Here is a 22518-nt window from a genome sequence, read left to right on the forward strand (position 1 = left end):
GGAGCGGTCGCTCCGGGTCCGGTGCGGGGGAGAGCTGCGGGTCAGCTGAAGGCGCAGGCGAAGTTGACGCTGGAGCCGTCGTCACGCAGGCCGGTGCCGTCGGTGGGCAGCTCGAAGACGACCATGCTCTGGCTGGTTGTCTCGTCCGGCTGCGGGGCTTCGACGGCGGCCTGGGTGGCCGGGGCGGCGATGGCGATCGCGGCGACGACGGCGAAGAGGGGGTTGGTGGGCACGGTCGACCTCCGAAAGGGGGGTGGGGGTGGCGAAGAAAGTGGTGGCGCAGGTGGGGTGACGCGGGCAGGTGGGGGTGGTGCCGGCCCGCGCGGTGAGTCGGTGCAAATCGGGGTGGTACGATCTTGCTGACGTTCAAAATATGCTGAGCGACGGACGGAAGTCAATCGTCGGGGTAGAATCAACCGTGGAACGTTGGTTGAACGGAGGTCTGCGGTGACTGAGCTGATGGCCAGCCGGGTGATCGAGGACGTGGCCACCCTCAAGGCGCTCGCCGACCCCATCCGGATGCGGGTGCTGGAGCTCGCGATGTCCGAGCCCGAGCGGACCTGGACCGCCAAGGAGCTGGCGAAGATCGTGGGCGTCGCGCCCACCAAGATCTACTACCACATCAACCAGCTGGAACAGCACCAGCTGCTGCACATCCGGGACACCCGGGTGGTCAACGGCATCATCGAGAAGCAGTACGGTGCCGGCCAGCTCAACCTGACCTTCCACCGCCGATCCGGCGAGGAACCCAGCTCGGTGCACGAGGTGGTGGCCACCCTGCTTGACCAGATCAAGGACGAGATCGAGGCCGGGCTGAACGCCGGCACCATCTCCGGCAGCAGCGAGGCGCCCGATCCGGTCCGGATGATGCTCAGCCGGGGAGTCGCCGAGATCCCCGTGGACCGGATCGCCGAGTTCCGCCACGAGCTGCAGGCCCTGATGCGGCGGTTCGAGCAGGCCGGTGTCGCCCGCGACGGCACCACCACCGGCGGGCACCGGTTCGCGATGCTGGTCGGCATGCACCCGCTCGGGCTGTCCTGATCCCGCCTGCCGGGTTCAGCCCGCCTGCCCGTCAGGCCGGGCTGCCGGGCTGCCCGGGTCGGGTCGGGTCGGGCCGTCAGGTCCACCGGACGGCGACCCCGGCGGAGAACGCGCCGCTGCGCAGCTCCAACCGGACCGGGGTCAGCTCGCCGCTGACCGTGAAGGCCAGCGGGACCAGCATCCGACTCCCGGGCGGCACCGGCTCGGCGAAGACGTCCCGGCCGCCGTTCTCCTGCCGGGTCGCCGCCTCGTCCACCCCGACCCAGTCACCGGTCGGCAGGTACGCCCGCTGCAACGGCCCGTACCAGAACTGTTCGGTGTCGCTGCGGTTGCGCAACCCGACCGTGGCGACACACCGCCGGTCCTGCCCGCCGGCCGGCGCGCAGGCCATCCGGAAGACGGTGAACTCGAAGGCGGCCTCGGTCAGCAGCACCCCGAACCCGCCGGCCGGTGGCGCTCCGATCCACCCGCTGGCTGGCTGGTTGGCCCGGTCCAGCACCTCGGTGCCGTAGCTCACCGCGCGTACCGCCGCCACCGCCAGCCCGGTCAGCATCGCCAGCAGCAGGCCGAACACCAGCGGCGTCGCCGGGCGCCAGCGGCGCTTCGGCAGGGCCGACGCCGCCGGCAACCGCACCCGCCGCCCGGCCGGGGTGACCACCCGGCGTCGGTCGACCCGGCGCTCCCGCAGGCGGCGTCGCCACCCGTACCCGATCATCGCCACCACGACGAGTGCCGTCAGCCCGCCGATCAGCGGCACCGACGGGCGCTGCCACCAGGCCGGGTCCGTGGCCTCGATGGCGGCCGTCGGGGTCCACCGGGCGCTCGCGCAGTCGTACGGCCGTGCGGTGTCCCGCTGGTACGCGCAGACCGGGAAGGTCTGCGCGGTGCCGGCACCGCCCGGCCGGAACGACGCGGTGACCGTTTGCCCACTGTTCGCCGGCAGGCTCAACTGCCAGGTGATCTCCGAGGCGTCGACCCGGCCGCCGGCGCCGACCGTGGCCACCGAGGTGGTGGTCGGTACGGCCATCCGCAGCGTGACGTCGACCGGGGACACCGTACGGTTGACCGCCTCGACCCGGTAGGTCGCCGCGCTCTGCCCGATCTCGTTGATCGTCACCGCGACCAGTTCCTGCCATTCGGCCCGTGCCGAAGCAGCCCCCTCGGCCCGTGCCGGGGCCGAAGCAGCCCCCTCGGCCCGTGCCAGGGCCGCCCCCGGTGTCAGAATCCCCCCGCCAACCACCAGAACGGCGCCGAACAGGCCGGCCCGTAGCGCATGCCGCCACCATGACATCACCATCTCGTTTCCGCCCCCGACCCGAACGGTAGGCGGGCACCGGCCGTCCGGCCGGCAAAGCGCGGTTCCGCCACCTGATCCGGTGACCGGTGCTAAATTCCCGCCCCTCGCCGTGACCGTTCTCGCCCTTTGCCGTGACCGTCGGGGCGGCGCAGGCGCGGGACGATACATTGACCGGGTGCGTATCGCTCGTTTCGCCCATGGCAAGGGAATGTCGTTCGGGGTCGTCGAGGGGGAGCCGGGAGCCGGCCCCGAGGCGTTGACCGTCGCCGAGGTCGACGGCCACCCGTTCGGCAAGCTGACCTTCACGTCGCAGCGCTGGGCGCTGGCCGACGTCCGGCTGCTGTCGCCGATCCTGCCGAGCAAGGTGGTGTGCGTCGGGCGCAACTACGCCGACCACGCCGCCGAGCACGGTGCCGAGGTGCCGGCCGAGCCGTTGCTGTTCCTCAAGCCGTCGACGTCGGTGATCGGTCCACGGGACGCGATCCGGCTGCCCGCCCAGTCCCGGCAGGTGGAGCACGAGGCGGAACTCGCCGTGGTGATCGGACCGCCCGGTGCCCGGCGGGCCGACCGGGCCGCCGCCGAACGGGCGATCTTCGGCTACACCTGCGCCAACGATGTCACCGCCCGGGACCTGCAGCGGTCGGACGGCCAGTGGACCAGGGCGAAGGGCTTCGACTCGTTCTGCCCGATCGGCCCGTGGATCGTCACCGGGCTGGACGTCACCGACCTGGAGGTCCGCTGCGAGGTGGGTCCGAAGCCGGACGAGACGGACGTACGGCAGCTGGGCCGGACCAAGCAGATGGTGTTCGACGTGCCGACCCTGGTGTCGTACGTGTCACACGTGATGACCCTGCTGCCCGGTGACGTGATCCTGACCGGGACGCCGGCCGGGGTGAGCGAGCTGACCGCCGGTGACACGGTGTCGGTCCGGATCGAGGGCATCGGTGAGCTGGCCAACCCGGTGGTAGCGGCCGACTGAGGCAAACCGCTGCGGTATCCCGATTTGGCGCGCACCATGGGGTCAGGTAGAGTTCTGTCCCGGTGCGGCGAGCACCGATGGGGTATGGGGTAATTGGCAGCCCGACTGATTCTGGTTCAGTTAGTCTAGGTTCGAGTCCTGGTACCCCAGCCACCGACGCCGGAAGGCTCCAGATGGCGTCGGGGTGCTGGTCTCTGTTAGAGTTCGGCACCGTGTCCAACAGGACACAGCAGCACGAAGTGGAAGTTTGCACCAGGAAAGTTCTGGCCCCGTCGTCTAGCGGCCCAGGACGCCGCCCTCTCAAGGCGGTAGCGCCGGTTCGAATCCGGTCGGGGCTACAGCGCTCAAGGCGCCCTCCTCCGCGAGGGCGCCTTTTTCGTCGGCACCTGTCCGGTCACCTGCCGCCCGGTCACCTGCCGTCGCCGCTGACCATCATGCCGGACACGGCCCGGCCTGCGCCGGGTATTCGCGAACTTGCCGGGGATCCGGAAACCCCGGAGCGGCTCAGAGCCCGGAGAGTCGTTGACCGGCGCGGACCACGGCCATGGCGTGCCGCTCACCCGGCCGGCGGCCGAGCCGCTCGATCGGCCCGGAGACGCTGACCGAGGCGATCACCCGACCGGTGCGGTCCCGGATCGGCGCGGAGACGCTGGCCACCCCGGCCTCCCGCTCCGCGACGCTCTGTGCCCAGCCACGCCGGCGCACCTCGGCGAGCGTACGGCCGGTGAACTTGCAGCGGGGCAGCAGCGGCATGACCGCCTCGGGCGGCTCCCAGGCCAGCAGGATCTGGGCGGCGGACCCGGCGGTCATCGGCAGCACCGAGCCGACCGGCACGGTGTCGCGCAGGCCACTGGCCCGCTCGGCGGCGGCGACGCAGATCCGCTCGTCGGCCCGGCGCAGGTAGAGTTGGGCGCTCTCGCCGGTGGCGTCGCGCAGCGCGGCCAGCAGCGGCTCGGCGGCGGTCAGCAGCACGTCGGGCGCGGCGTTGGCCAGCTCGCCCAGCCGGGGGCCGGGCCGCCACCGCCCCTGGGTGTCCCGGACCAGCATCCGGTGGATCTCCAGGGCCTGCGCCAGCCGGTGCGCGGTGGCCCGGGGCAGCTTGGTCCGGTCGACGAGTTCGGCCAGGCTGGCGCCGTCCACGCAGGCCGCGAGGATCACCACCGCCTTGTCGAGAACGCCGACACCGCTCATACTGTGTCCCACAAGCCGAAACATACCTCCCAGAATTTAGGATGTCCAGATGGTGGGAGCCACTTCGAAGCCGACATCGCCCAGGACCCTGGCCGAGAAGGCCTGGGACGCGCACGTGGTGCGATCCGCCGCGGGCGAGCCGGACCTGCTCTACATCGACCTGCACCTGCTGCACGAGGTCACCAGTCCGCAGGCCTTCGACGGGCTGCGGATGGCCGGCCGGCCGGTGCGCCGTACCGACCTGACCCTCGCCACCGAGGATCACAACACCCCGACCGGGTACGCCGACCCGGCGTTCAGCAGCCGGCGTGGCGACCTGCTGACCATCAGCGACCCGACGTCGCGTACGCAGATCGAGACGCTGCGCCGCAACTGCGCCGAGTTCGGCATCAAGCTGCACGCCCTGGGCGACGACAACCAGGGCATCGTGCACGTCATCGGCCCGCAGCTGGGCCTGACCCAGCCCGGCATGACGATCGTCTGTGGCGACTCGCACACCGCGACCCACGGCGCGTTCGGGGCGCTCGCCTTCGGTATCGGCACCAGCGAGGTCGAGCACGTCCTGGCCACCCAGACGCTGCCGCAGTCCCGGCCGAAGACGATGGCGGTCACCGTCACCGGCGAACTCGGCCCGGGGGTCACCGCCAAGGACCTGGTGCTGGCGCTGATCACGAAGGTCGGCACCGGTGGTGGTCGCGGCTACGTGGTCGAGTACCGGGGCGAGGCGATCCGCCGGCTCTCCATGGAGGGCCGGATGACGGTGGCGAACATGTCCATCGAGTGGGGTGCCAAGGCGGGCATGGTGGCGCCGGACGAGACCACGTACGCGTACCTCAAGGGCCGGCCGAACGCGCCGCAGGGCGCCGACTGGGACGCCGCCGTGGCGTACTGGTCCAGTCTGGCCACCGACGAGGGGGCGACGTTCGACGCCGAGGTGATCCTGGACGCCAGCGAGATCACGCCGTTCGTGACCTGGGGCACCAACCCCGGGCAGGGTGCCGCGCTGAGCGCCGTCGTGCCCGACCCCGAGCAGTTCGACACCGACGCGGAGCGGGTCGCCGCCCGCCGGGCGTTGGAGTACATGGACCTGCGGCCGGGCACCGCGCTGCGCGACGTGCCGGTCGACGTGGTCTTCGTCGGTTCCTGCACCAACGGCCGGCTGGAGGACCTGCGGGCCGCGGCCGACGTGCTACGTGGGCGCAAGGTGGCCGACGGGGTACGGATGCTCGTGGTGCCCGGGTCGGCCAAGGTACGGGAGGCGGCCGAGAACGAAGGGCTGGACAAGGTCTTCGCCGACGCCGGTGCCGAGTGGCGGTTCGCCGGCTGCTCGATGTGCCTCGGCATGAACCCGGACACGCTCAAGCCGGGGGAGCGCTCCGCCTCCACCTCCAACCGCAACTTCGAGGGCCGGCAGGGCCGGGGCGGGCGTACCCACCTGGTGTCGCCGCCGGTGGCCGCCGCCACCGCCGTGGTGGGCCGGCTGGCCGCGCCGGCGGACCTCAACTGACCGCCGCTGGACACGCACCACGAGACGGGATCACGACATGGACAAGTTCACCGTGCACACCGGGACCGCCGTCCCGCTGCGCCGATCTAATGTAGATACCGATCAGATCATCCCGGCGGTGTACCTCAAGCGGGTCACCCGGACCGGCTTCGCCGACGGTCTGTTCAATGCCTGGCGCGAGGATCCGGGATTCGTTCTGAACAATCCTTCGTATTCCGGAGCATCCATTCTCGTCGCTGGCCCCGAGTTCGGCACCGGGTCATCGCGTGAACACGCGGTGTGGGCGCTACGGGACTGGGGCTTCCGGGCCGTGCTGTCCCCCCGCTTCGGCGACATCTTCCGCGGCAACGCGCTCAAGGAAGGGCTGCTGCCGGTCGAGTTGGAAATGCCCGCCATTGAGGAATTGTGGTCGCTGGTCGAGGCCGACCCGGCCGCAGAGGTGACCGTCGACCTGGCCAGCCGGGAGGTCAGGGCCGGTTCCTCCGGCTGGTCGTTCCCGATCGACGACTTCAGCCGGTGGCGGCTGATGGAGGGATTGGATGACATTGGACTGACCCTGCGTCACGAGTCGGCCATCACCGAGTACGAGCGCGGGCGGTTGCCGTTCAAGCCCGTCGTGGCATAGCGCACAACCGCCGAGCCGGCCCCTTCCCAACGGGTTCCCGACGCCGATTCCGCCCCCATCCGGTGGCCCACCAACCGTCCGGCTATACCAACCGGTCGGCTCCGGCCACCGGTTGGGGGCGAATCCGTTACGACACAAGGACTTTTTTCCGGCAGATGTTTGTGTCCTGCCGGTACAGGGCATACCGTGCGCGCAGAATGGCTCGTTGAGTCCAGTTGCACATACGGGAGGGAACTCGTGAACAAGGCAGAGCTCATCGATGCGCTCGCTGCTCGCCTGGGAGACCGCAAGACGGCGACGACGGCGCTCGACGCCGTCTTGGCCGAGGTTCAGTCGGCGGTCACCAAGGGCGACCGGGTGGGTATCACCGGCTTCGGGGTGTTCGAGAAGCGCGTCCGCGCGGCCCGAACAGCGCGCAACCCGCGTACCGGCGAGTCGGTGAAGGTCAAGAAGACCTCGGTGCCGGTCTTCCGGCCCGGCGCGGGCTTCAAGGACATGGTGGCCAGCGGCAAGGCGCCGAAGGCCACCGCGGCGAAGTCGACCGCGGCGAAGTCCACGGCGACGAAGGCCACCGCGGCCAAGTCCACGGCGGCCAAGAGCACCGCCCGTGGCGCGGCGAAGTCCACCGGTACGGCCGCCAAGTCGACCGCCACCAAGGCGCCGGCGAAGCGGGCGGCCGGCGGTACGGCGAAGAAGACCGCCGCCGCCAAGACCACCCGGTCCGCGGCGGCCGCGCCGGCCAAGAAGTCCGCGGCCAAGAAGACCACCGCGACCCGGTCCACCGCGGCCAAGTCGACGGCGGCGAAGTCGACCGGGGCCAAGTCGACGGCGGCGAAGAAGTCGCCGGCGAAGAAGGCCCCGGCGCGCAAGTCCACCGCCCGTAAAACCACCCGCTGAGCCGTCCGGCCACACCGGCCGGACACCACCAGCGCGAAGGCGCCCACCGCGTACCGGCGGTGGGCGCCTTCGTACATGCGACAGAGCCGCTAGAGCCGGTCCGCGCCGACCAGCCGCTCCCCGGCGAACGACAACAACCAGCCGCCGCCCTTCGCGGTACGGTGATCCGCCGCCGCCCGCCGGGTCAGCACCGTCAACGCGGCCGGGATCACCTTGCCCTGACTGCACACCGCGGCCGGCGTACCGGCCGCCGCCAGCTCGGTCAGCCGGCCCGCCGCCGCCAACGCGTTCTCGTCCGGCTGCTGGCCGGCGGCCGGCTCGTCGAACACCGACTCCACCTCGACCGGCAGATCCAGCGCCTGCGCCAGCGGGGCGACCGTCTGCACACACCGCCGGGGCGACGCCGACAGCACCCGGCGCGGCCCGGTCAGCACCAGCAACGCCGCCAACGCCTGCGCCTGCCGCAGCCCGGCGGTGTCCAACGGGCGGGCACTGTCCGGACCCGGCCAGGTGTCCCGGCTGCCGGCGTGCGCGTGGCGGACCAGGGTGAGCGTCGCGGTCACCGGCGGCAACTGCGCGAACCCGTGCAGCACCCCGACGTCGTGCCGGTACGTCAACCGCTGCCGCGCCTGCGCCAACGGCAGCCAGCACAGCTCGTCGACCTCGTCGGCGGCGTCGACCGGCACCGGCCCGGCCGACGCCTGCACCGCCCGCATCGACCAGTAGTCGACCACCTTCAGGTTGCCGTCCGGCATGGTGTAACGGATCGACGGCAGCCGCACCTGCGGCACCGCCCGGATCCCGGTTTCCTCACCGACCTCCCGCACCGCCGCCGCCAACGGATGCTCCGCCGGCTCCAGTTTGCCCTTCGGCAGCGACCAGTCGTCGTGCCGGGGCCGGTGCACCAGACACACCTGCACCGCCCCGGTGTCGTCGGTGCGCCACACCACCCCGCCGGCGGCCCGGACCTCGGTCACGGCAGCCACTTCGTCCGCTGCCCCGCCGACGCCCGCTCCCAGGCGGCGGCGAACTCGGCCCGCGCCGCGCGGATCGCGGCCCGCTCCCGTTCGACCAGCCGGCCGACGGTCACCGCCAACTCGTGGTCGTCCGGATGCTCGGCCAGCACCCCCTGCCAGGTTTCGGCGGCCACCGCCGCGTCCTGGTGCTCGCCGAGCAGGTTCTGCACCTTCGACAACGCCTTCGCCAGCTTCGCCGCGCCACCGCCGATCACCGGTGCCACCGCGTCCACCGCGTACCGGGCCTTCTTGCCGTTGATCCGCACCGCGTGCCAGCGCTCGTCGGAAGCGTCCAGGGTCAGATCGGCGGCACCGTCCACACCGCTGCCGCCGAACGCCAGCCGGCGCCACGGCTTTGCCACCAGCCGGGGCAGCACGTCGGCAGCCGGGCCGGACGCCGCCTCGGTCAGTCGCGGCTCCCGGGCCGCATGCACCAGCATCTCCACCAGGGCAACGTACCGGTCGGAGCGCAGCGCGGCGTCCACCTCGGCCAGTGCCGCCGCCTGCCGGTCGGCGAGCGTCGTGTCGATCAGCTCGACCGCAGCCGACGGCAGCGGCGCCAACGGGTCCGCCCCGGCGGTACGCCGCAACCGGTCCCGCAGCACCTCGGCGTCGCGGGCACCACCGAGCACCCCGGCGACCCACTTCAGTTCGTCGCGCAGCGCACCCGCCCACTCGCGGTCCACCAACGCCCGGAAGGTCCGCAGGTCGCTGCGCAGCCGCCGGCACCCCACCCGCATCTGGTGCACGGCGGTGTCGTCGTCGCCGACCGGGGCGTGCAGCCGTACCAGCGGGTCGTGCGCCAGGATCCGGGCGACGCCGTCGCGGACCGCCCGGGTGACCACGTCGGCGGCGGTCGGCTCGGCCGGCAGGCCCTCGACCGCCGGCAGGTCCGCCGGTCCGGCGGCGGCCGCGGCCAACGCCCGTACGTGCTTCGGGGTGAACCCGCCGGCGGCCGCCCCCGCCGCGACCAGGTCGGCCTCGACCCGGTCCAGCAGCGACCGCTTGGCGGCCTTCAGCTCGATCTCCACCTCGCGGAACCGCGACCGGACCGTCTTGCCGTCCAACACCGACACCGCGTCGTCGGCCAGCTCCACCAGCAGCGCGTCATCGGCGTCGCGCAACTCCAGCACCGTGCGTACCGTGCGCACCGTCGCGGCCGGCGTCAGCTCCACCCCCCGCGAGTACGCGGTGACCAGCCACACCAGCTCCGTCGGTGGCTTGCCGCGCTTACCGGACCGGCTGATCTCGTGACGTACGCCGGGCGCGTCGGCGGGCAGCTTCACCGTCCACGGCTTCGAGTCGCCCACCCGGTGGCGCAGCGACACCCCGGCGCGGGCCAGCCGCAGATCCGGGGTGTCGTAGTAGGTGGCGGTCAGCTTCACCGCCGGCTGCTGCACCAGCCGGCCACCGTCCGGCAGACAGCCGGACAGGTCCGGCACGGTGAAACCCGGCTCGACCTCGTACTTGCGTTCCTCCTCCACCATCGGGCCAGCCTAGCGCCGTTGACCAGGGGCCGCCGCTGTCGACGAGGTGCCGCCGGCCGGCCGACCGCCGGTGACAGCAGGAGCTATTTGCCGGTGCCGATGAACCGCCGGAGCAGCCGCTCCTGCAGATGCACCAGCGGCCGCTCGTCGGTCGACCGGTGCCGGCTCCAGGCGCCGTCCGGATGCAGCTCGAACGACTCGCAGTCCGGGCTGAACGCGTCGCTCATCAGCTGGTCCAGCTCGGCGCGGGCCACCGGGTCGGTCACCTGCACCAGCGCCTCCACCCGGCGGTCCAGGTTGCGGTGCATCAGGTCAGAGGAGCCGATCCAGAACTCGACGTCGCCGTCGTTGCCGAACCGGAACACCCGGGAATGCTCCAGGAACCGGCCGAGGATCGACCGGACCCGGATGTTGTCCGACAGCCCCGGCACCCCGGGCCGCAGCGTGCACATCCCCCGGATCAGCAGATCCACCTGTACGCCGGCCTGCGACGCCCGGTACAGCGCGTCCACCAACTCCTCGTCGACCAGCGAGTTCACCTTGATCTGGACCAGCCCGCCCCGGCCCTCGCGGACGTGGGCGACCTCCCGCCCGATCCGCTCGATCAGCCCGCTGCGCACCCCGTGCGGGGCGACCAGCAGCCGCCGGTACGCGGTCTGCCGGCTGTAGCCGGTCAACACGTTGAACAGGTCGGTCAGGTCCGCGCCGACCTCCGGGTCGGCGGTTAGCATGCCGAAGTCCTCGTACAGCCTGGCCGTCTTCGGGTGGTAGTTGCCGGTGCCGATGTGACAGTAGCGGCGGATCTGGTTGCCTTCCTGGCGTACCACCAGGGCGGTCTTGCAGTGGGTCTTCAGCCCGACCAGGCCGTACACGACGTGACAGCCGGCCCGTTCCAGCATCCGCGCCCAGCCGATGTTGGCCTGCTCGTCGAACCGGGCCTTCACCTCGACCAGCACCACCACCTGCTTGCCGGCGGCCGCCGCCTCAATCAGCGCGTCGACGATCGGCGAGTCGCCGCTGGTGCGGTACAACGTCTGCTTGATCGCCAGGACGAGCGGGTCGGCCGCCGCCTGCTCGATGAACCGCTGCACACTGGTGGAGAACGAGTGGTACGGGTGGTGCACCAGAATGTCGCCGTCGCGCAGGGTGGCGAAGACGCTGCGCGGCACCTCGCCCTCGACCAGCCGCGGGTGGGTGGCCGGCACGAACGGGCGGTCCTTCAGGTCCGGCCGGTCGGAGCTCTCGTAGACCTGCCACAACGCGGACAGGTCCAGCAGCCCCGGCACCCGCAGCACGTCGTGGCTGTCCATGTCCAGCTCGCGGACCAGCAGGTCGAGCATGTGGTCGGAGATGGAGGCGGCCACCTCCAGCCGCACCGGCGGGCCGAACCGGCGCTGGGCGAGCTCCCGCTCCAGCGACTGCAGCAGATCCTCGTCGCGGTCCTCGTCGACTTCGAAGTCGGCGTTGCGGGTCACCCGGAACAGGTGGCACTCCACCACCTGCATCCCGGAGAACAGCTGGCCGAGCTGGGCGGCGATCAGATCCTCGACCGGCAGGAACCGGGCACCCAGCCCTTCCTGGCTGACCACCACGAACCGGGGCACGTTGTTCGGCACCTTGATCCGGGCGAACAGCTCCGGACCGCCGTCGGGGTCACGGACCGCGACGGCCAGGTTCAACGACCGGCTGGAGATGTACGGGAACGGGTGCGCCGGGTCGACGGCCAGCGGGGTCAGCACCGGGAAGATGTGCTCCCGGAAGTAGGTGCGCAGCCCTTCCCGCTCACCGGTGCTCAGATCGCTCCACCGGATCAGGTGGATGCCCTCGGCGGCAAGCCGGGGCCGGACCTCCTCGGTGAAGCAGCGGGCGTGCCGGGCGACCAGGCCGGCGGTCTTCGCCGCGATCAGCTCCAACTGGGTACGCAACGGCAGCCGGTCACCGCCGCGTACCGGCAGCCCGGCCTGCAGCCGGCGCTTCAGCCCGGCGATGCGGACCATGAAGAACTCGTCGAGGTTGCTGGCGAAGATGGCCAGGAACTTGGCCCGTTCCAGCAGCGGTGTCTGCGGGTCCTCGGCCAGCTCGATCACCCGGGCGTTGAAGTCGAGCCAGGACAGCTCCCGGTTGAGGAACCGGTCGTCGGGCAGCGGCTGGCGGGCCAGGGTGGCCGGCTCGTCCGGGTCGGCCGGTTCGGCGGTGTCGGACACCGGGTTGGCCGGGTCGGGGGCCTGCACCGGCAGCGGCGCGGCCGGTGCCGCGGTCGCGGACTCGGCCACCGCCTCCGGCGCCGGCTCGGTGGTCTCCGGTGCAGCCTGCGGTGCCGCCTTGGCCCGTCGGCGGGCGGTGCCGCCTGCTGACTTGCGGGCGCTGCCGGCCGTGGATCTCCGAGCGCTGCCGGAAGTCGATTTCCGGGCGGTGCCGCCTGCCGATTTGCGGGCGGTGCCGGTCGACGACTGACGTGCGGCGCCGTTCGACGACTGACGGCGGGCCGGCCGGGGCGTCGCGGTCGCGCCGTCGGCGGCAGCCGGCTGGTCGGCGGCAGACTGGCCGGCGCCGGCCGGCTGGTCAGCGGTGGGCTGGTCGGCTGCGCGGCGCGGACGGGCGGCGGCGCGCCTGGAGGGGGCGGGCGTCACCCGGTAATCATGACCTGATCACGGTGAACTTGGCATGAATTCGCCCGGCTCCAACTAGCCGAATGTGGGCAACGTGACGCGGTTAACGTGCCCGGACTCGTCACGCTCGATGCGTACCCGCTGACCCAGCCGCAGCAGCCGCAACCCGGAAGCATCGAACGCGGCCGCCGGGAACGCCAGCTCCGCCCCGTCGTCGAGCAGCACCGTGCCGCTGCGGGTCGCCGGATCGAAGGTCGCCACCGTGCCCTGCATCTCAGCTCACCGACCTCTGCCGCATGTCAGCACGGTACCCGCTGGGGTACAGCGCGGCGGTGTACCGACCCAGGCCGAGCCGGGCCGCGTCGGCGAGATCTGCGGCGGTGTCCACGTCGCGGCGCAGCGTCGGCCAGTCCCCGCCGCACCGGGCGGCACCCGACCGTTGATGCCGTACCGCCGATCCGGCGCCGAAACCCGGCCGCAGCGCGGTGCCGACGGCGGCCGCCAGCAGCACCGTGCCGGTGCCGGCGGCGTCCGGCACGAACCAGCGGCGGGCTTTGGTGCCTGCGGTGTCGAAGGCGCTGGCGGTGCCGGCGTCGAGGGCGGCGGCCAGCTCAGCCGGCCGCAACGCCGGCAGGTCCGCGGTCAGCACGGCGACCGGCCGGCCACCGCCGACCGTCGCGGCCCCGTGCGCCACCGCCGCGTTCAGCCCGCTCAGCTCTGGCGCGTCGACCTCCGGGCCGCCGAGGTCCGGTGCGCCGCCCTCCGGGTCGGCGACGGTACGGGCCCCGAGCGCGCCCAACGCGGCGTCGGCCGACGGATCCGAGGTGACCACCACCACCTCGGCGACCAGCGGGCAGGCCAGTGCGGCGGCGACGGTGTCCCGGGCCAGGGCCAGGGCCAGCTCCTCATGCGGTACGCCGTCGAGCGCACCCCGCAGCCGGCTCTTCGCCACCGAGAGGCGCTTGACCGGCAGCACCACCGACCAGGTCGCGTTCCGCACCGCTCCATCCTGCCGGCTGGGCTCGCATTGGCTCTGGCCGGGTCGGACAGGGCATGATTCGCAGCGGCGGTCGGCAAGACGGCGGTCGGGGTGTGGTGCCCGGTGGTGGCCAGGGTGCGGTGACGAGGAGGATCGGGTGGCGCGGCGGAAACTGGGCTTCTGGCGACGCTTCATCGTGATGGTGGTCAAACCGACCCTGCTCGTATGGACGAAGCGAAGCTGGTCCGGGATGCAGCACATTCCCGGCACCGGTGGGGTGATCGTCGTCGCCAACCACATGTCGCACGCCGACCCGATGGTCATCGGCCATTTCCTCTACGAGGCCGGCCGCTGGCCCCGGTTCCTCGGCAAGGCCAGCCTGTTCACCATCCCGGTCATCGGGCGCTGGCTGCTCAAGGTGAAGCAGATCCCGGTGCACCGGGGCAGCGTCGACGCGATCAAGTCGCTGGAGGCGGCGATCGTCGGCGTCGACGAAGGCGGCGCGTTGGTGATCTACCCGGAGGGGACCACCACCCGCGAGCCGGACCTGTGGCCGATGCGCGGCAAGACCGGCGCGGCCCGGCTGGCGTTGACCACCGGCGCCCCGGTCGTGCCGGTGGCGATGTGGGGTCCGCAGCAGATGTACGACCCGCGGACCGGGAAACTGAACCTGCTGCCCGGCCGGAAGGTGACCGTCACCGCCGGTGAACCTTTCGACCTGAGCAGATGGGCCGGGGTCGAGCCGACCCGGGCGGTGCTGGAGGAGATCACCGAGACCATGATGCTGCGGCTGCGGGACATGGTCGCCGAGATTCGGGGCGGCGAAGCGCCGCCGCTGTACACCCCGAGCGCCCGCCGCAACAACCGGACCACCGGCACCCCGGAGCCGGGACAGTGACCGGGACCGGCCGGGCCGTCGTCCTGGGTGCCGGCTCGTGGGGCACCGCGTACGCCAAGGTGCTCGCCGACGCCGGGGCCGACGTGGTCCTCTGGGCCCGGCGCGAGCAGGTCGCCGCCGCGATCCGCGAGTACGGCACCAACCCCGACTACCTGCCGGCGGTGCGGCTGCCCGACCGGGTCACCGCCACCAGCGACGCCGCCGAGGCGATCAAGGGCGCGGGGTTGGTCGTGCTCGCCGTACCGTCGCAGACGCTGCGCGGCAACCTGGGTGACTGGGCCGCGCACATCGGCCCCGACGCGACCCTGGTCAGCCTGATGAAAGGGATCGAACTCGGCACCACCAAACGGATGAGCGAGGTGATCGTCGAGACCACCGGGGTCGGCCCGGACCGGGTGGTGGTCGTCTCCGGCCCCAATCTGGCCGCCGAGATCGCCGCCGAGCAGCCGGCCGCCAGCGTCGTCGCCGGCACCGACACCGCGCGCACCGCCGCCGTGCAGCAGGCGATGCTCACCGGCTACCTGCGGCCGTACACCAACGACGACGTGATCGGCTGCGAGCTGGGCGGGGCCGTGAAGAACGTCATCGCCCTCGCGTACGGCATCGCCACCGCGATGCGCCTCGGCGACAACACCAAAGCCACCCTGATCACCCGGGGGCTGGCCGAGACGGCCCGGCTGGGCGTGGCGCTCGGTGCCGACCCGCTGACCTTCGCCGGCCTGGCCGGCCTCGGTGACCTGGTCGCCACCTGCTCGTCGCCGCTGTCGCGCAACCGGACGTTCGGTGAGCACCTGGGTCGGGGGGAGACCCTGGAGCAGGCGCAGACCGCCACCCGGCAGACCGCAGAAGGGGTGAAGAGCTGCCTGTCGATCCGGGACCTGGCCCGCGCGCACGGGGTGGAGATGCCGATCACCGAGCAGGTGGAACGGATCTGCCACGAGGGCCTGGATCCGCGTACCGCGTTGACGCTGCTGATGACGCGGGCCACGAAACCGGAATAGGCTCTGCCGCCGGCCGGCGACCTTGGCCAGGATGAACGGCATGACCGCCACTTCCCGCGACCCGGGGTACGGCGACGGCACCCGGTGTGTCGCCGCCGGGCTGCCCGAGCCGACCCCCGGCCAGCCGTTCCTGCCCGGCCCGGTGTTCGCCGCCCCGTACCACCTGGACCCGGTTTCCGGGCCAGCGCCGGACCGCGACGGCTACGCCCGGGAGGACAACCCGACCCGGCGGGCGCTCGAATCGGCCATCGGCGACCTGGAAGGCGGCGACACCCTCGTCTTCGCCAGCGGTCAGGCGGCGATCACCGCGCTGCTGCTGACCACGCTGCGGCCCGGCGACACGGTGCTGCTGCCCGCCGACGGCTACTTCACGGTGCGGGCGCTGGCCGCCACGGTGCTGGAGCCGATCGGTGTCACCGTGCGGCTGATGCCGACCGCCGGGCCGTACCCGGACTTCGCCGGGGTGCGGCTGGTGCTGCTGGAGACCCCGGCCAACCCGGGGCTGGACGTCTGCGACGTCGCCGCGCTCGCGGCGGCGGCGCACGACGCCGGCGCGCTGGTCGCGGTCGACAACACCGCGCCGACCCCGCTCGGGCAGCGGCCGTTGGACCTGGGCGCGGACATCGTGGTCGCCTCCGGCACCAAGGCGCTGACCGGTCACTCGGATCTGCTGCTCGGCTACCTGGCCACCCGTTCGGCGGCGGCGCTGGCCGATGCGAAGCGGTGGCGCAAGCTGACCGGGTCGGTGCCGGGGCCGTTCGACTGCTGGCTCGCCCACCGGTCACTGGCCACACTGGACCTGCGGCTGGCCCGCCAGTCAGCCAACGCGGAAGCGGTCGCCGCCGCGCTGGTCGGGCGCCGTGACGTCACCGGCGTACGCTGGCCCGGCCTGCCGACCGATCCGTCGTACGCGGTCGCTACGGCCCAGATGCGCCGTATCCCGGGGATCGTGTCGTTCGACCTGGGCGACGCCGACCGGGTCGGCCGGTTCCTGACCGCGTCGAAGCTGGTGTCGGCGGCGACGTCGTTCGGTGGTCTGCACACGGCCGCCGACCGGCGGGCCCAGTGGGGTGACGACACGTCACCGGGCTTCGTCCGGCTCTCCTGCGGCATCGAGGACACTGTGGACCTGGTGCGCGACATCACCGCCACCCTGGACGCCACCTGACAGACTCGGTCCCGTGGGAGCCAGCGCGCGGGAAGCGGGATCCGGGTGATGGAGCAGGAGCCGCGTGGCGGTCCGCCGTCCGGCTACCGGCGACTGGCGGTCTACCGGCTGAGCGTCTGGTTTCTGCGCCTGGCGGCCGTAGCGTTGCCCTGCTTCTTCATCTGGCCGCAGGTCTGGTTCGTGTTGCCAATCGTCATCGTGTTCGGGCTGATCGTGACGTTGCCGCTGCGCTACCTGGCGCATTTTGACTGGAGGATGCCGATGCTCGACCTCGATGCGTCGATGCTCAAGGACGCGTTGGACGTACGGTACTGGTGAAATCTGGGATAGAGGCGCGGTCATGTCGAGCCTGTTAGTGGTAGCCACACTGCTCCTGGGGACCAGCTTCATCGGGGCGGGCTTCGTCATCCTCCTTATCGGACGCTTGTCAGCGCCGGCTGGCTTTCAGCGCCGAGATCTCGGATTGATGTACCTCCTTACGGGGATAGGAATTGTCCTGCTGCAAGCCGCGAGGTTCGCAGACGGCACTGTGGCGCTCCTCTTCTTCCTCGCTGGGCTTGGGGTAGTCATCTGCGGCGGCACGTTGGCGATTTACTGCTCATGGCTGGCCTGGGGCAGGGGCCGGCGAGAAGATTCCCGTACTCCCGCGGCGGATGGAGCGGCGACCCCTGAAGGCGTCGTGACTCGCCGGCGTGACTACTACCGCGACCCGGCCGCGCCGAGGGCGAACAGGATCGTCCCGGGCGGTTCGGCGATCGTCACCGACGACCGCGGTCGGGTGCTGATGCACCGACGCGCCGACTCCGGCAACTGGTCGCTGCCCGGCGGCACGATGGAGGTCGGCGAGACACTGCAACAGTGCGTCGTCCGAGAAGTGAAGGAGGAGACCGGCCTCGACATCGAGGTCACCGCGCTGCTCGGCGTCTACACCGACCCGGCTCACGTGATCGCGTACGCGGACGGCGAGGTGCGTCAGGAGTTAACCGTCACCTACCTCGGTCGGATCGTTGGTGGGACGATTCTGGTCAGCGACGAGTCCACCGAGGTGCGGTTCGTCGATCCTGCCGAGTTCGCCGACATTCCCATCCACGACACGGTACGGCTGCGGCTGTGCCACCACGCTGAGCAGCGCGATTGTCCGTACCTCGGATAGAAGGGGGTGAGGGCAGGCGACGCTGAGTCAGCGGGCTGGTCCAGCTTGCCGGCTGGTGACCGGATTGTGGTAGCGGCTGGTGATACCGCCTTTACAGGTATGGGGTGGATCTCTAGTGTCGGACGGACATGCCCAATAGCCACGCGGGTCCCAAGTGGATGCTGTCCATGTGTGCTGCCGTCCCGTCCGAGCCGTCCACTCGAGTTGGGAGGTGGGTTGAGCGGTGAGTTCCTCGGATGATCCTGCTTGGCGTGTGCGCGGAGCTTGGGCCTACTGGCGTGCGTTGATCATCATGCGGCTCTTTCTGCTTGCATTCTTGGTCATCTTTGCCGTGATTCTGGCGTTGTTACTGGGAGGGCCGGTGGAGGTGCTGATGTCAGTTTTCTTCGCACTGATCTTGACGGTCGGTCTCGGAATCTTTCTGGGGATGTTTTCTATCCGTCCGGTGTACCGTCGAGTTGAAGAAACATCGTACTTTGCGGACATGGACATATTTGAACGTGGGCCAAAACTGTTCGGCATGGTCGTGCGCGACCTCTTTGCCTTTAACAGGTGGCGGCCCAGGCCTTGAGTGAGTGTTTGCGATAGGTGTCGGACGGCGTGTCCTTCGGTGAGGGTGGTGTGGCTAGAACCTGGATCATCAAGTGCTGGAAATTGTGGTGACAATTCGATGTCAGATTTCCATGGTATCGAATATCGTAGCACGACTATGTATAGGATGATGATTTGGTCGATCAGGGGCTTTTTGATGTGCTTCCTGGCTGGTCTATTCCTGATTGTAATATTGGAGCTGGTAGTCGCGTCTGAGGTCATTGGCCTCTTGGTGGCGGGTTGTGTCTTCGGGGGTGCAATTTCGATCGCAATGACGTTTATCTCGATGACAAGATTCTCTGCATTGATACGGGAAAATGGTGGAATGCAGATCGATGGGCAGCTGCCATTTTTGCGCCATCTGATATCCGACCTGTGGCGGATGGGGTGGCGCCGCTGAAGCATCGTGGGAAAGGTGGTCAGGTTGGTGACCGATCTGGCGCAGGTGTTGGCCGACTTCCGTGGGGAGCAGTCGCCCGACTTGGCTCAGACCTGCACTCCGTACCCGTATCGGGAGGTGTCGTGACCTGCCGCCGTGACTATTACCGTGACCCGGTCGCGCCGAGGGCGAACAGGATCGTTCCGGGTGGTGCGCGATCGTCACCGACGGTCGCGGTCGGGTGCTCCTGCACCGACGCGCCGACTCCGGCAACTGGTCGCTACCCGGCGGGACGATTCTGGTCAGCGATGAGTCCACCGAGGTTCACCGAGGTGCGGTTTGGACCCCGCCGGCGCGCTGGCGGTGTGCGGTCAGGCGGTGATGGTGCCGGTCTTGGTAGCGGCGACAAAGGCTGACCAGTTGGCGGGGGAGATGGTCAGGACCGGGCCGGTGGGGTCCTTGGAATCGCGTACGCCGATCACGCCGGCCAGCCCGTCGGCGACCTCGACGCAGGCACCCTGGCTGTTGGATCGGCTGCTCTTGCGCCAGGTGACGCCGGTCAGGTCGGTCATGGCTCGTACTCCTTCGCCGTGTCCAGCAGCAGCGCCCGCGACTCGGCCTCGCTCAGCGCGGCCGACCGGATGTCGTGGTAGACCCAAGCGTACCGGTCGCTCTCGGCCTGCTTGTCGAGGAAGAGCGCGCCGGTGATCGACTCCTGGTAGACGGTGGTGGGTTCGTACTGCTCGGGAAAGTCCAGGATGGTGAACGAGCCGCCGGTCAGTACCCCGGCGTGCAGGTCGGACGCAAACGGCAGGACCCGGACGGAGACGTTCGGCAGCCGGCCGGCGTCGGCGAGCCTGCGCAGCTGTGCCGCCATGATCTGGCGCGACCCGACCACGCGGCGCAGCACCGCCTCGTCGACGACGATGTCGAACTCCGGAGCCTGCGGCTCCAGCCGGGTCAGCAGCCGGGCACGGCCCAGCCGCACCGTGACCCGGTCGGCGATCTGGTGACGGGGCACGCCATCGACGTCCTTGGTGAAGATCGCGGTGGCGTACTCCCGGGTCTGTAAGAAGCCCGGCACCAGCTGACTCTGGTACTCGCGGATCCGGCTGGCGGCCTCTTCCAGGCCCACGTACAGCTCGAACCAGGACGGCAGGCTGGCGTAGTCGTGCCACCAGCCCTTCTCCCGGGTCTTGGTCGCCAACGCGGCAAGGATCTCGGTGGTCTCCTCGTCGACGCCGTACAACTCGCAGAGCAGCACGACGTCGCCGGAGCGGACCGGGACCTCGCCGCGCTCCATCCGCCACAGCTTCGTCGCCGACCACTCCAGCTCGCTGGCGACCGACGTCTGCGGCAGCTGGGTCAGCCGCTCGCGCAGTTGACGCAGCTCCCGGCCAAGTCGTCGGCGCGGTACGGACGAGTTCAACACGGACGGGGACATGGCTACCACCTCCTGGGATGCTCGACCCGACCCATCCTGCCGTCACTAGTGGACTTATGAACTCCGTCGATCGGTGGACGGGTGGCTCGGCTCAACGTCGACGGGTTTTCATCAGAGTTGTACGCCTGGCCAGTCGTACCCGACTGATAACCCTGTGTTGCTCGATGTCCGGTGAGGGAGGTTTGTGGTAGCGGATCGTGATGCCCCCTTTACAGATACGGCCATGGATCTCTACGGTCGGACGTACATGACGCATAGCCACGGGGGTCCCTAGTGGATGCTGCCCAGACGTCGCCGATCCGTCCGAGCCGCCCACGACATCGCTGGCCACAGATCCTGGCCGCCACCGCCACAGCCGCCGCACTGACGCTGAGCACACCCGGGCCGGCGGTCGCCGATCCACCCGGAGATCCGGTGCCGGCGCCGACCGTGACCTCGGTCGACTACCCCGACGACGGCGTGTCGCACGGCGGCCGGGACGTCGCGGGTGAGTTCACCTTCAGCACGTCATCGCCCGACGTGGTCGCCTACGTGTACGGCTGGAGCAGCCCGGCAGGCACCACGGTGACCGTCGCCCCCGGGGCGAGCGTGACGTTGACCCTCACCCCACCGGGCGAGGGACCCAACGCCCTGCACGTCTACGCCCGCAACGAGTATGGCCGGCCCAGCCCGACGACGACGTACCAGTTCCTGGTCACCTCGCGATCGTCGCCGATCGGGCACTGGCCGCTGATCGACACCAACAACGAGCGCTTCCGTGCCCGCTCAGGCGGTCCCGACCTGGTCCCGAGCGGCGACGTCACCTGGGCACCGGACACCTACCTGATCGAGGCGAGCACGCCGGCTTTCGACGCAGTCGCCGAAGACCCGGTCGGCGTCCCAGGCGCGGCCACCGCAGCCGTGTCCGCGCTCGACACCTCGGGTTCGTTCAGCGCCGCCGCCTGGGTCCGGCCAGCTGACCTGTCTGGCGATCGCACCGCCGTCGGTGCCGACGGGACCGGTGCCGGTGGCTTCCAGCTGGGCATCCGCCAACTCGGCGACCCGCCGGCTCCGCACTGGGCGTTCACCGTGCCGACAGGTACGGCAGCGTCAAGTCCGCTGATCTCCGCGTACCGTCCCGCGCCGATCGCCGCTTCCGACGTCGACCACTGGACGCACCTGACCGGCGTGTTCGACGTCGACGAGGAACTGCTTCAGTTGTACGTCAACGGAGCTCTGGCCGCTGAGGCCGCGTTCGCGGCTACCCCGTGGCAGGCGGCTGGCCCGTTCACGGTGGGCCGAGGCTTCAGCGACGGCGCACCGGCGCAGTGGTGGGCCGGCGGCGTGACGGACGTCTTGCTGTGGAGCCGGGTGGCGGACCTGGAGGACCTGCATGGTCGCTTTGCCGATCCCGGTGACACGCTTCCTGAGCTGTTCGGTGTGCTGACGCCGAGACAAGTCGGGCTGTGGGGATTCAACTACTCGGCTGACTGCTGGTGCGGTGACGAGTTCGACCTCGGCTCCTGGGGCCGCAACCTGTACCTCGCCGGCTGGGACACCGTGCCGGCGACCTCGGGGTTCGTCCACGACTCCGGTGCCCCGACCGGCCACGCGGCCTGGTTCGACGGGACGAGCGGGTACGCCTCGACCACCAGCCCGTACGATCCGGTCCCGCGCCCGGTGCTGCGTACCGATCATTCCTTTGGGGTGTTGCTCTGGGCCCGTCTCGACGGTGACCCGGCAGATCCACTGCCCGGCAGTGATGCGGTGGTGCTCGCCCAGGGCGGCGACGAGACGGACGCGTTCCAGCTCGGATACCGGGCCAGCGACGGGCGGTGGGTGTTCCGGCTGCGTGGGGCGGACGACGCCGACCTGCCCGACCTGGCCGTAGCGGCGAGCCCGGCAGCGGCGGTACCCGGCCAGTGGACGCATCTCGCCGGGGTGTACGACGCGGGCTCGGCGACACTCACCCTCTACATCGACGGCGTGGCCGGTGACCCGGTGGCGGTGCCCGCGCCGCCGAGTTGGACCGCGCCCGGGTCGCTGACCGTCGGGGCCGGGGCAGGACCTGCCGGGCTGACCGGCTTCTTCCCGGGCCGGGTGAGCCGCATCGAGGCCGACTCCGGCCCGGTCCCGGCCTGGCTGATCACCGACCGCTACACCCATCCATAACTGATCGCACACGCCAGCCGACCACTCCATGTCGGTCGGTGATGGTGTGTCCACCACGTTGCTGGCAGTCTGTTGTCTTGATTCTGGGGAGTGGCGCTGATGTCG

The 22518-nt window shown here is 70.7% G+C and carries 23 protein-coding genes and 2 tRNA genes; 15 read left to right on the plus strand and 10 right to left on the minus strand.

What is annotated here, in order from left to right; genetic code table 11:
* Positions 1 to 41: 41 nt before the first annotated feature.
* Positions 42 to 233 (minus strand): hypothetical protein, encoded by a 192-nt coding sequence (locus ACFHWT_RS16415; protein WP_416595525.1) that lies wholly within the window; start codon positions 231 to 233, stop codon positions 42 to 44.
* Positions 234 to 447: 214 nt separating this feature from the next.
* Between ACFHWT_RS16415 and ACFHWT_RS16420 the strand changes: the two genes are divergently transcribed.
* A complete protein-coding gene (locus tag ACFHWT_RS16420; protein ID WP_416595526.1) occupies positions 448 to 1041 on the plus strand; it encodes a helix-turn-helix domain-containing protein in 594 nt (197 codons plus the stop codon).
* A 76-nt stretch (positions 1042 to 1117) separates the two neighbouring features.
* Here the strand turns inward: ACFHWT_RS16420 and ACFHWT_RS16425 are convergent, their stop codons facing one another.
* Positions 1118 to 2158, minus strand: a complete 1041-nt coding sequence (locus ACFHWT_RS16425) for a hypothetical protein (protein ID WP_416595527.1) — start codon at positions 2156 to 2158, stop codon at positions 1118 to 1120.
* Between the two features lie 355 nt (positions 2159 to 2513).
* Between ACFHWT_RS16425 and ACFHWT_RS16430 the strand changes: the two genes are divergently transcribed.
* From ACFHWT_RS16430 to ACFHWT_RS16440, 3 genes are all read left to right on the plus strand, one after another.
* Positions 2514 to 3317: a fumarylacetoacetate hydrolase family protein gene (locus tag ACFHWT_RS16430; RefSeq protein ID WP_416595528.1), complete on the plus strand. Its 804-nt coding sequence runs from the start codon at positions 2514 to 2516 to the stop codon at positions 3315 to 3317.
* 78 nt (positions 3318 to 3395) lie between these two features.
* Positions 3396 to 3470: transfer RNA gene (locus ACFHWT_RS16435), tRNA-Gln, on the plus strand.
* Positions 3471 to 3582: 112 nt separating this feature from the next.
* Positions 3583 to 3655, plus strand: a tRNA-Glu gene (locus ACFHWT_RS16440).
* Between the two features lie 166 nt (positions 3656 to 3821).
* On the opposite strand, the gene ACFHWT_RS16445 is transcribed toward ACFHWT_RS16440, so the two are convergent.
* Positions 3822 to 4508, minus strand: a complete 687-nt coding sequence (locus ACFHWT_RS16445; RefSeq protein WP_123600449.1) for an IclR family transcriptional regulator — start codon at positions 4506 to 4508, stop codon at positions 3822 to 3824.
* A 49-nt stretch (positions 4509 to 4557) separates the two neighbouring features.
* On the opposite strand from ACFHWT_RS16445, the gene leuC reads away from it, so the two are divergent.
* The 3 genes from leuC (at position 4558) to ACFHWT_RS16460 (ending at position 7537) form a co-directional block, all read left to right on the plus strand.
* A complete protein-coding gene (leuC, locus tag ACFHWT_RS16450; RefSeq protein ID WP_416595529.1) occupies positions 4558 to 6015 on the plus strand; it encodes a 3-isopropylmalate dehydratase large subunit in 1458 nt (485 codons plus the stop codon).
* 37 nt (positions 6016 to 6052) lie between these two features.
* On the plus strand, positions 6053 to 6640 hold the full coding sequence (gene leuD, locus ACFHWT_RS16455; protein ID WP_416595530.1) for a 3-isopropylmalate dehydratase small subunit: 588 nt from the start codon (positions 6053 to 6055) through the stop codon (positions 6638 to 6640).
* A gap of 237 nt (positions 6641 to 6877) precedes the next feature.
* Positions 6878 to 7537, plus strand: coding sequence for an HU family DNA-binding protein (locus tag ACFHWT_RS16460; RefSeq protein ID WP_416595531.1), 660 nt, complete (start codon positions 6878 to 6880; stop codon positions 7535 to 7537).
* A gap of 89 nt (positions 7538 to 7626) precedes the next feature.
* Here the strand turns inward: ACFHWT_RS16460 and ACFHWT_RS16465 are convergent, their stop codons facing one another.
* From ACFHWT_RS16465 to cofC, 5 genes are all read right to left on the minus strand, one after another.
* On the minus strand, positions 7627 to 8523 hold the full coding sequence (locus tag ACFHWT_RS16465; protein ID WP_416595532.1) for an NUDIX domain-containing protein: 897 nt from the start codon (positions 8521 to 8523) through the stop codon (positions 7627 to 7629).
* Positions 8511 to 10040, minus strand: a complete 1530-nt coding sequence (locus tag ACFHWT_RS16470; RefSeq protein WP_416595533.1) for a CHAD domain-containing protein — start codon at positions 10038 to 10040, stop codon at positions 8511 to 8513. The genes ACFHWT_RS16465 and ACFHWT_RS16470 overlap by 13 nt, the downstream gene beginning before the upstream one ends.
* A gap of 83 nt (positions 10041 to 10123) precedes the next feature.
* A complete protein-coding gene (locus tag ACFHWT_RS16475) occupies positions 10124 to 12670 on the minus strand; it encodes an RNA degradosome polyphosphate kinase (protein WP_416595534.1) in 2547 nt (848 codons plus the stop codon).
* 54 nt (positions 12671 to 12724) lie between these two features.
* Positions 12725 to 12922, minus strand: coding sequence for a cold-shock protein (locus ACFHWT_RS16480; RefSeq protein WP_123600457.1), 198 nt, complete (start codon positions 12920 to 12922; stop codon positions 12725 to 12727).
* 1 nt (position 12923) lies between these two features.
* Positions 12924 to 13649: a 2-phospho-L-lactate guanylyltransferase gene (cofC, locus tag ACFHWT_RS16485; protein WP_416595535.1), complete on the minus strand. Its 726-nt coding sequence runs from the start codon at positions 13647 to 13649 to the stop codon at positions 12924 to 12926.
* A gap of 136 nt (positions 13650 to 13785) precedes the next feature.
* Between cofC and ACFHWT_RS16490 the strand changes: the two genes are divergently transcribed.
* The 7 genes from ACFHWT_RS16490 (at position 13786) to ACFHWT_RS16520 (ending at position 19200) form a co-directional block, all read left to right on the plus strand.
* On the plus strand, positions 13786 to 14526 hold the full coding sequence (locus tag ACFHWT_RS16490) for a lysophospholipid acyltransferase family protein (RefSeq protein ID WP_416595536.1): 741 nt from the start codon (positions 13786 to 13788) through the stop codon (positions 14524 to 14526).
* Positions 14523 to 15527, plus strand: a complete 1005-nt coding sequence (locus tag ACFHWT_RS16495) for an NAD(P)H-dependent glycerol-3-phosphate dehydrogenase (RefSeq protein ID WP_416595537.1) — start codon at positions 14523 to 14525, stop codon at positions 15525 to 15527. Before ACFHWT_RS16490 ends, ACFHWT_RS16495 begins: the two co-directional genes overlap by 4 nt.
* Positions 15528 to 15567: 40 nt before the next feature.
* Entirely contained in the window at positions 15568 to 16695 is a 1128-nt protein-coding gene (locus tag ACFHWT_RS16500; protein ID WP_416595539.1) for a cystathionine gamma-lyase, read from the plus strand.
* 48 nt (positions 16696 to 16743) lie between these two features.
* Positions 16744 to 17013, plus strand: a complete 270-nt coding sequence (locus ACFHWT_RS16505) for a hypothetical protein (RefSeq protein WP_416595540.1) — start codon at positions 16744 to 16746, stop codon at positions 17011 to 17013.
* Between the two features lie 361 nt (positions 17014 to 17374).
* Positions 17375 to 17848, plus strand: a complete 474-nt coding sequence (locus tag ACFHWT_RS16510) for an NUDIX domain-containing protein (protein ID WP_416595541.1) — start codon at positions 17375 to 17377, stop codon at positions 17846 to 17848.
* Positions 17849 to 18071: 223 nt separating this feature from the next.
* Positions 18072 to 18419: a hypothetical protein gene (locus ACFHWT_RS16515; protein ID WP_416595542.1), complete on the plus strand. Its 348-nt coding sequence runs from the start codon at positions 18072 to 18074 to the stop codon at positions 18417 to 18419.
* A 640-nt stretch (positions 18420 to 19059) separates the two neighbouring features.
* On the plus strand, positions 19060 to 19200 hold the full coding sequence (locus tag ACFHWT_RS16520) for a hypothetical protein (RefSeq protein WP_416595544.1): 141 nt from the start codon (positions 19060 to 19062) through the stop codon (positions 19198 to 19200).
* Here ACFHWT_RS16520 and ACFHWT_RS16525 read toward each other — a convergent pair.
* Positions 19190 to 19390 carry a DUF397 domain-containing protein gene (locus tag ACFHWT_RS16525; protein WP_416595545.1) on the minus strand — a complete coding sequence of 67 codons (201 nt, stop codon included), beginning with the start codon at positions 19388 to 19390 and terminating at the stop codon, positions 19190 to 19192. The genes ACFHWT_RS16520 and ACFHWT_RS16525 overlap by 11 nt on opposite strands.
* A complete protein-coding gene (locus ACFHWT_RS16530; RefSeq protein ID WP_416595546.1) occupies positions 19387 to 20262 on the minus strand; it encodes a helix-turn-helix domain-containing protein in 876 nt (291 codons plus the stop codon). The genes ACFHWT_RS16525 and ACFHWT_RS16530 overlap by 4 nt, the downstream gene beginning before the upstream one ends.
* A gap of 414 nt (positions 20263 to 20676) precedes the next feature.
* Between ACFHWT_RS16530 and ACFHWT_RS16535 the strand changes: the two genes are divergently transcribed.
* On the plus strand, positions 20677 to 22413 hold the full coding sequence (locus ACFHWT_RS16535; RefSeq protein WP_416595547.1) for a LamG-like jellyroll fold domain-containing protein: 1737 nt from the start codon (positions 20677 to 20679) through the stop codon (positions 22411 to 22413).
* Positions 22414 to 22518 lie beyond the last annotated feature (105 nt).

It is taken from the genome of Micromonospora sp. LOL_021 (genome assembly GCF_048060215.1).
In the GTDB taxonomy this organism is placed as follows: Bacteria; Actinomycetota; Actinomycetes; order Mycobacteriales; family Micromonosporaceae; genus Micromonospora_E.

Coding starts and splice junctions, on each gene's coding strand:
- leuC (WP_416595529.1), top strand. CDS start 4,558: ATGGTGGGAGCCACTTCGAAGCCGACATCGCCCAGGACCCTGGCCGAG.
- ACFHWT_RS16445 (WP_123600449.1), bottom strand. CDS start 4,508: ATGAGCGGTGTCGGCGTTCTCGACAAGGCGGTGGTGATCCTCGCGGCC.
- ACFHWT_RS16470 (WP_416595533.1), bottom strand. CDS start 10,040: ATGGTGGAGGAGGAACGCAAGTACGAGGTCGAGCCGGGTTTCACCGTG.
- ACFHWT_RS16480 (WP_123600457.1), bottom strand. CDS start 12,922: ATGCAGGGCACGGTGGCGACCTTCGATCCGGCGACCCGCAGCGGCACG.
- ACFHWT_RS16500 (WP_416595539.1), top strand. CDS start 15,568: ATGACCGCCACTTCCCGCGACCCGGGGTACGGCGACGGCACCCGGTGT.
- leuD (WP_416595530.1), top strand. CDS start 6,053: ATGGACAAGTTCACCGTGCACACCGGGACCGCCGTCCCGCTGCGCCGA.
- ACFHWT_RS16505 (WP_416595540.1), top strand. CDS start 16,744: ATGGAGCAGGAGCCGCGTGGCGGTCCGCCGTCCGGCTACCGGCGACTG.
- ACFHWT_RS16530 (WP_416595546.1), bottom strand. CDS start 20,262: ATGTCCCCGTCCGTGTTGAACTCGTCCGTACCGCGCCGACGACTTGGC.
- ACFHWT_RS16525 (WP_416595545.1), bottom strand. CDS start 19,390: ATGACCGACCTGACCGGCGTCACCTGGCGCAAGAGCAGCCGATCCAAC.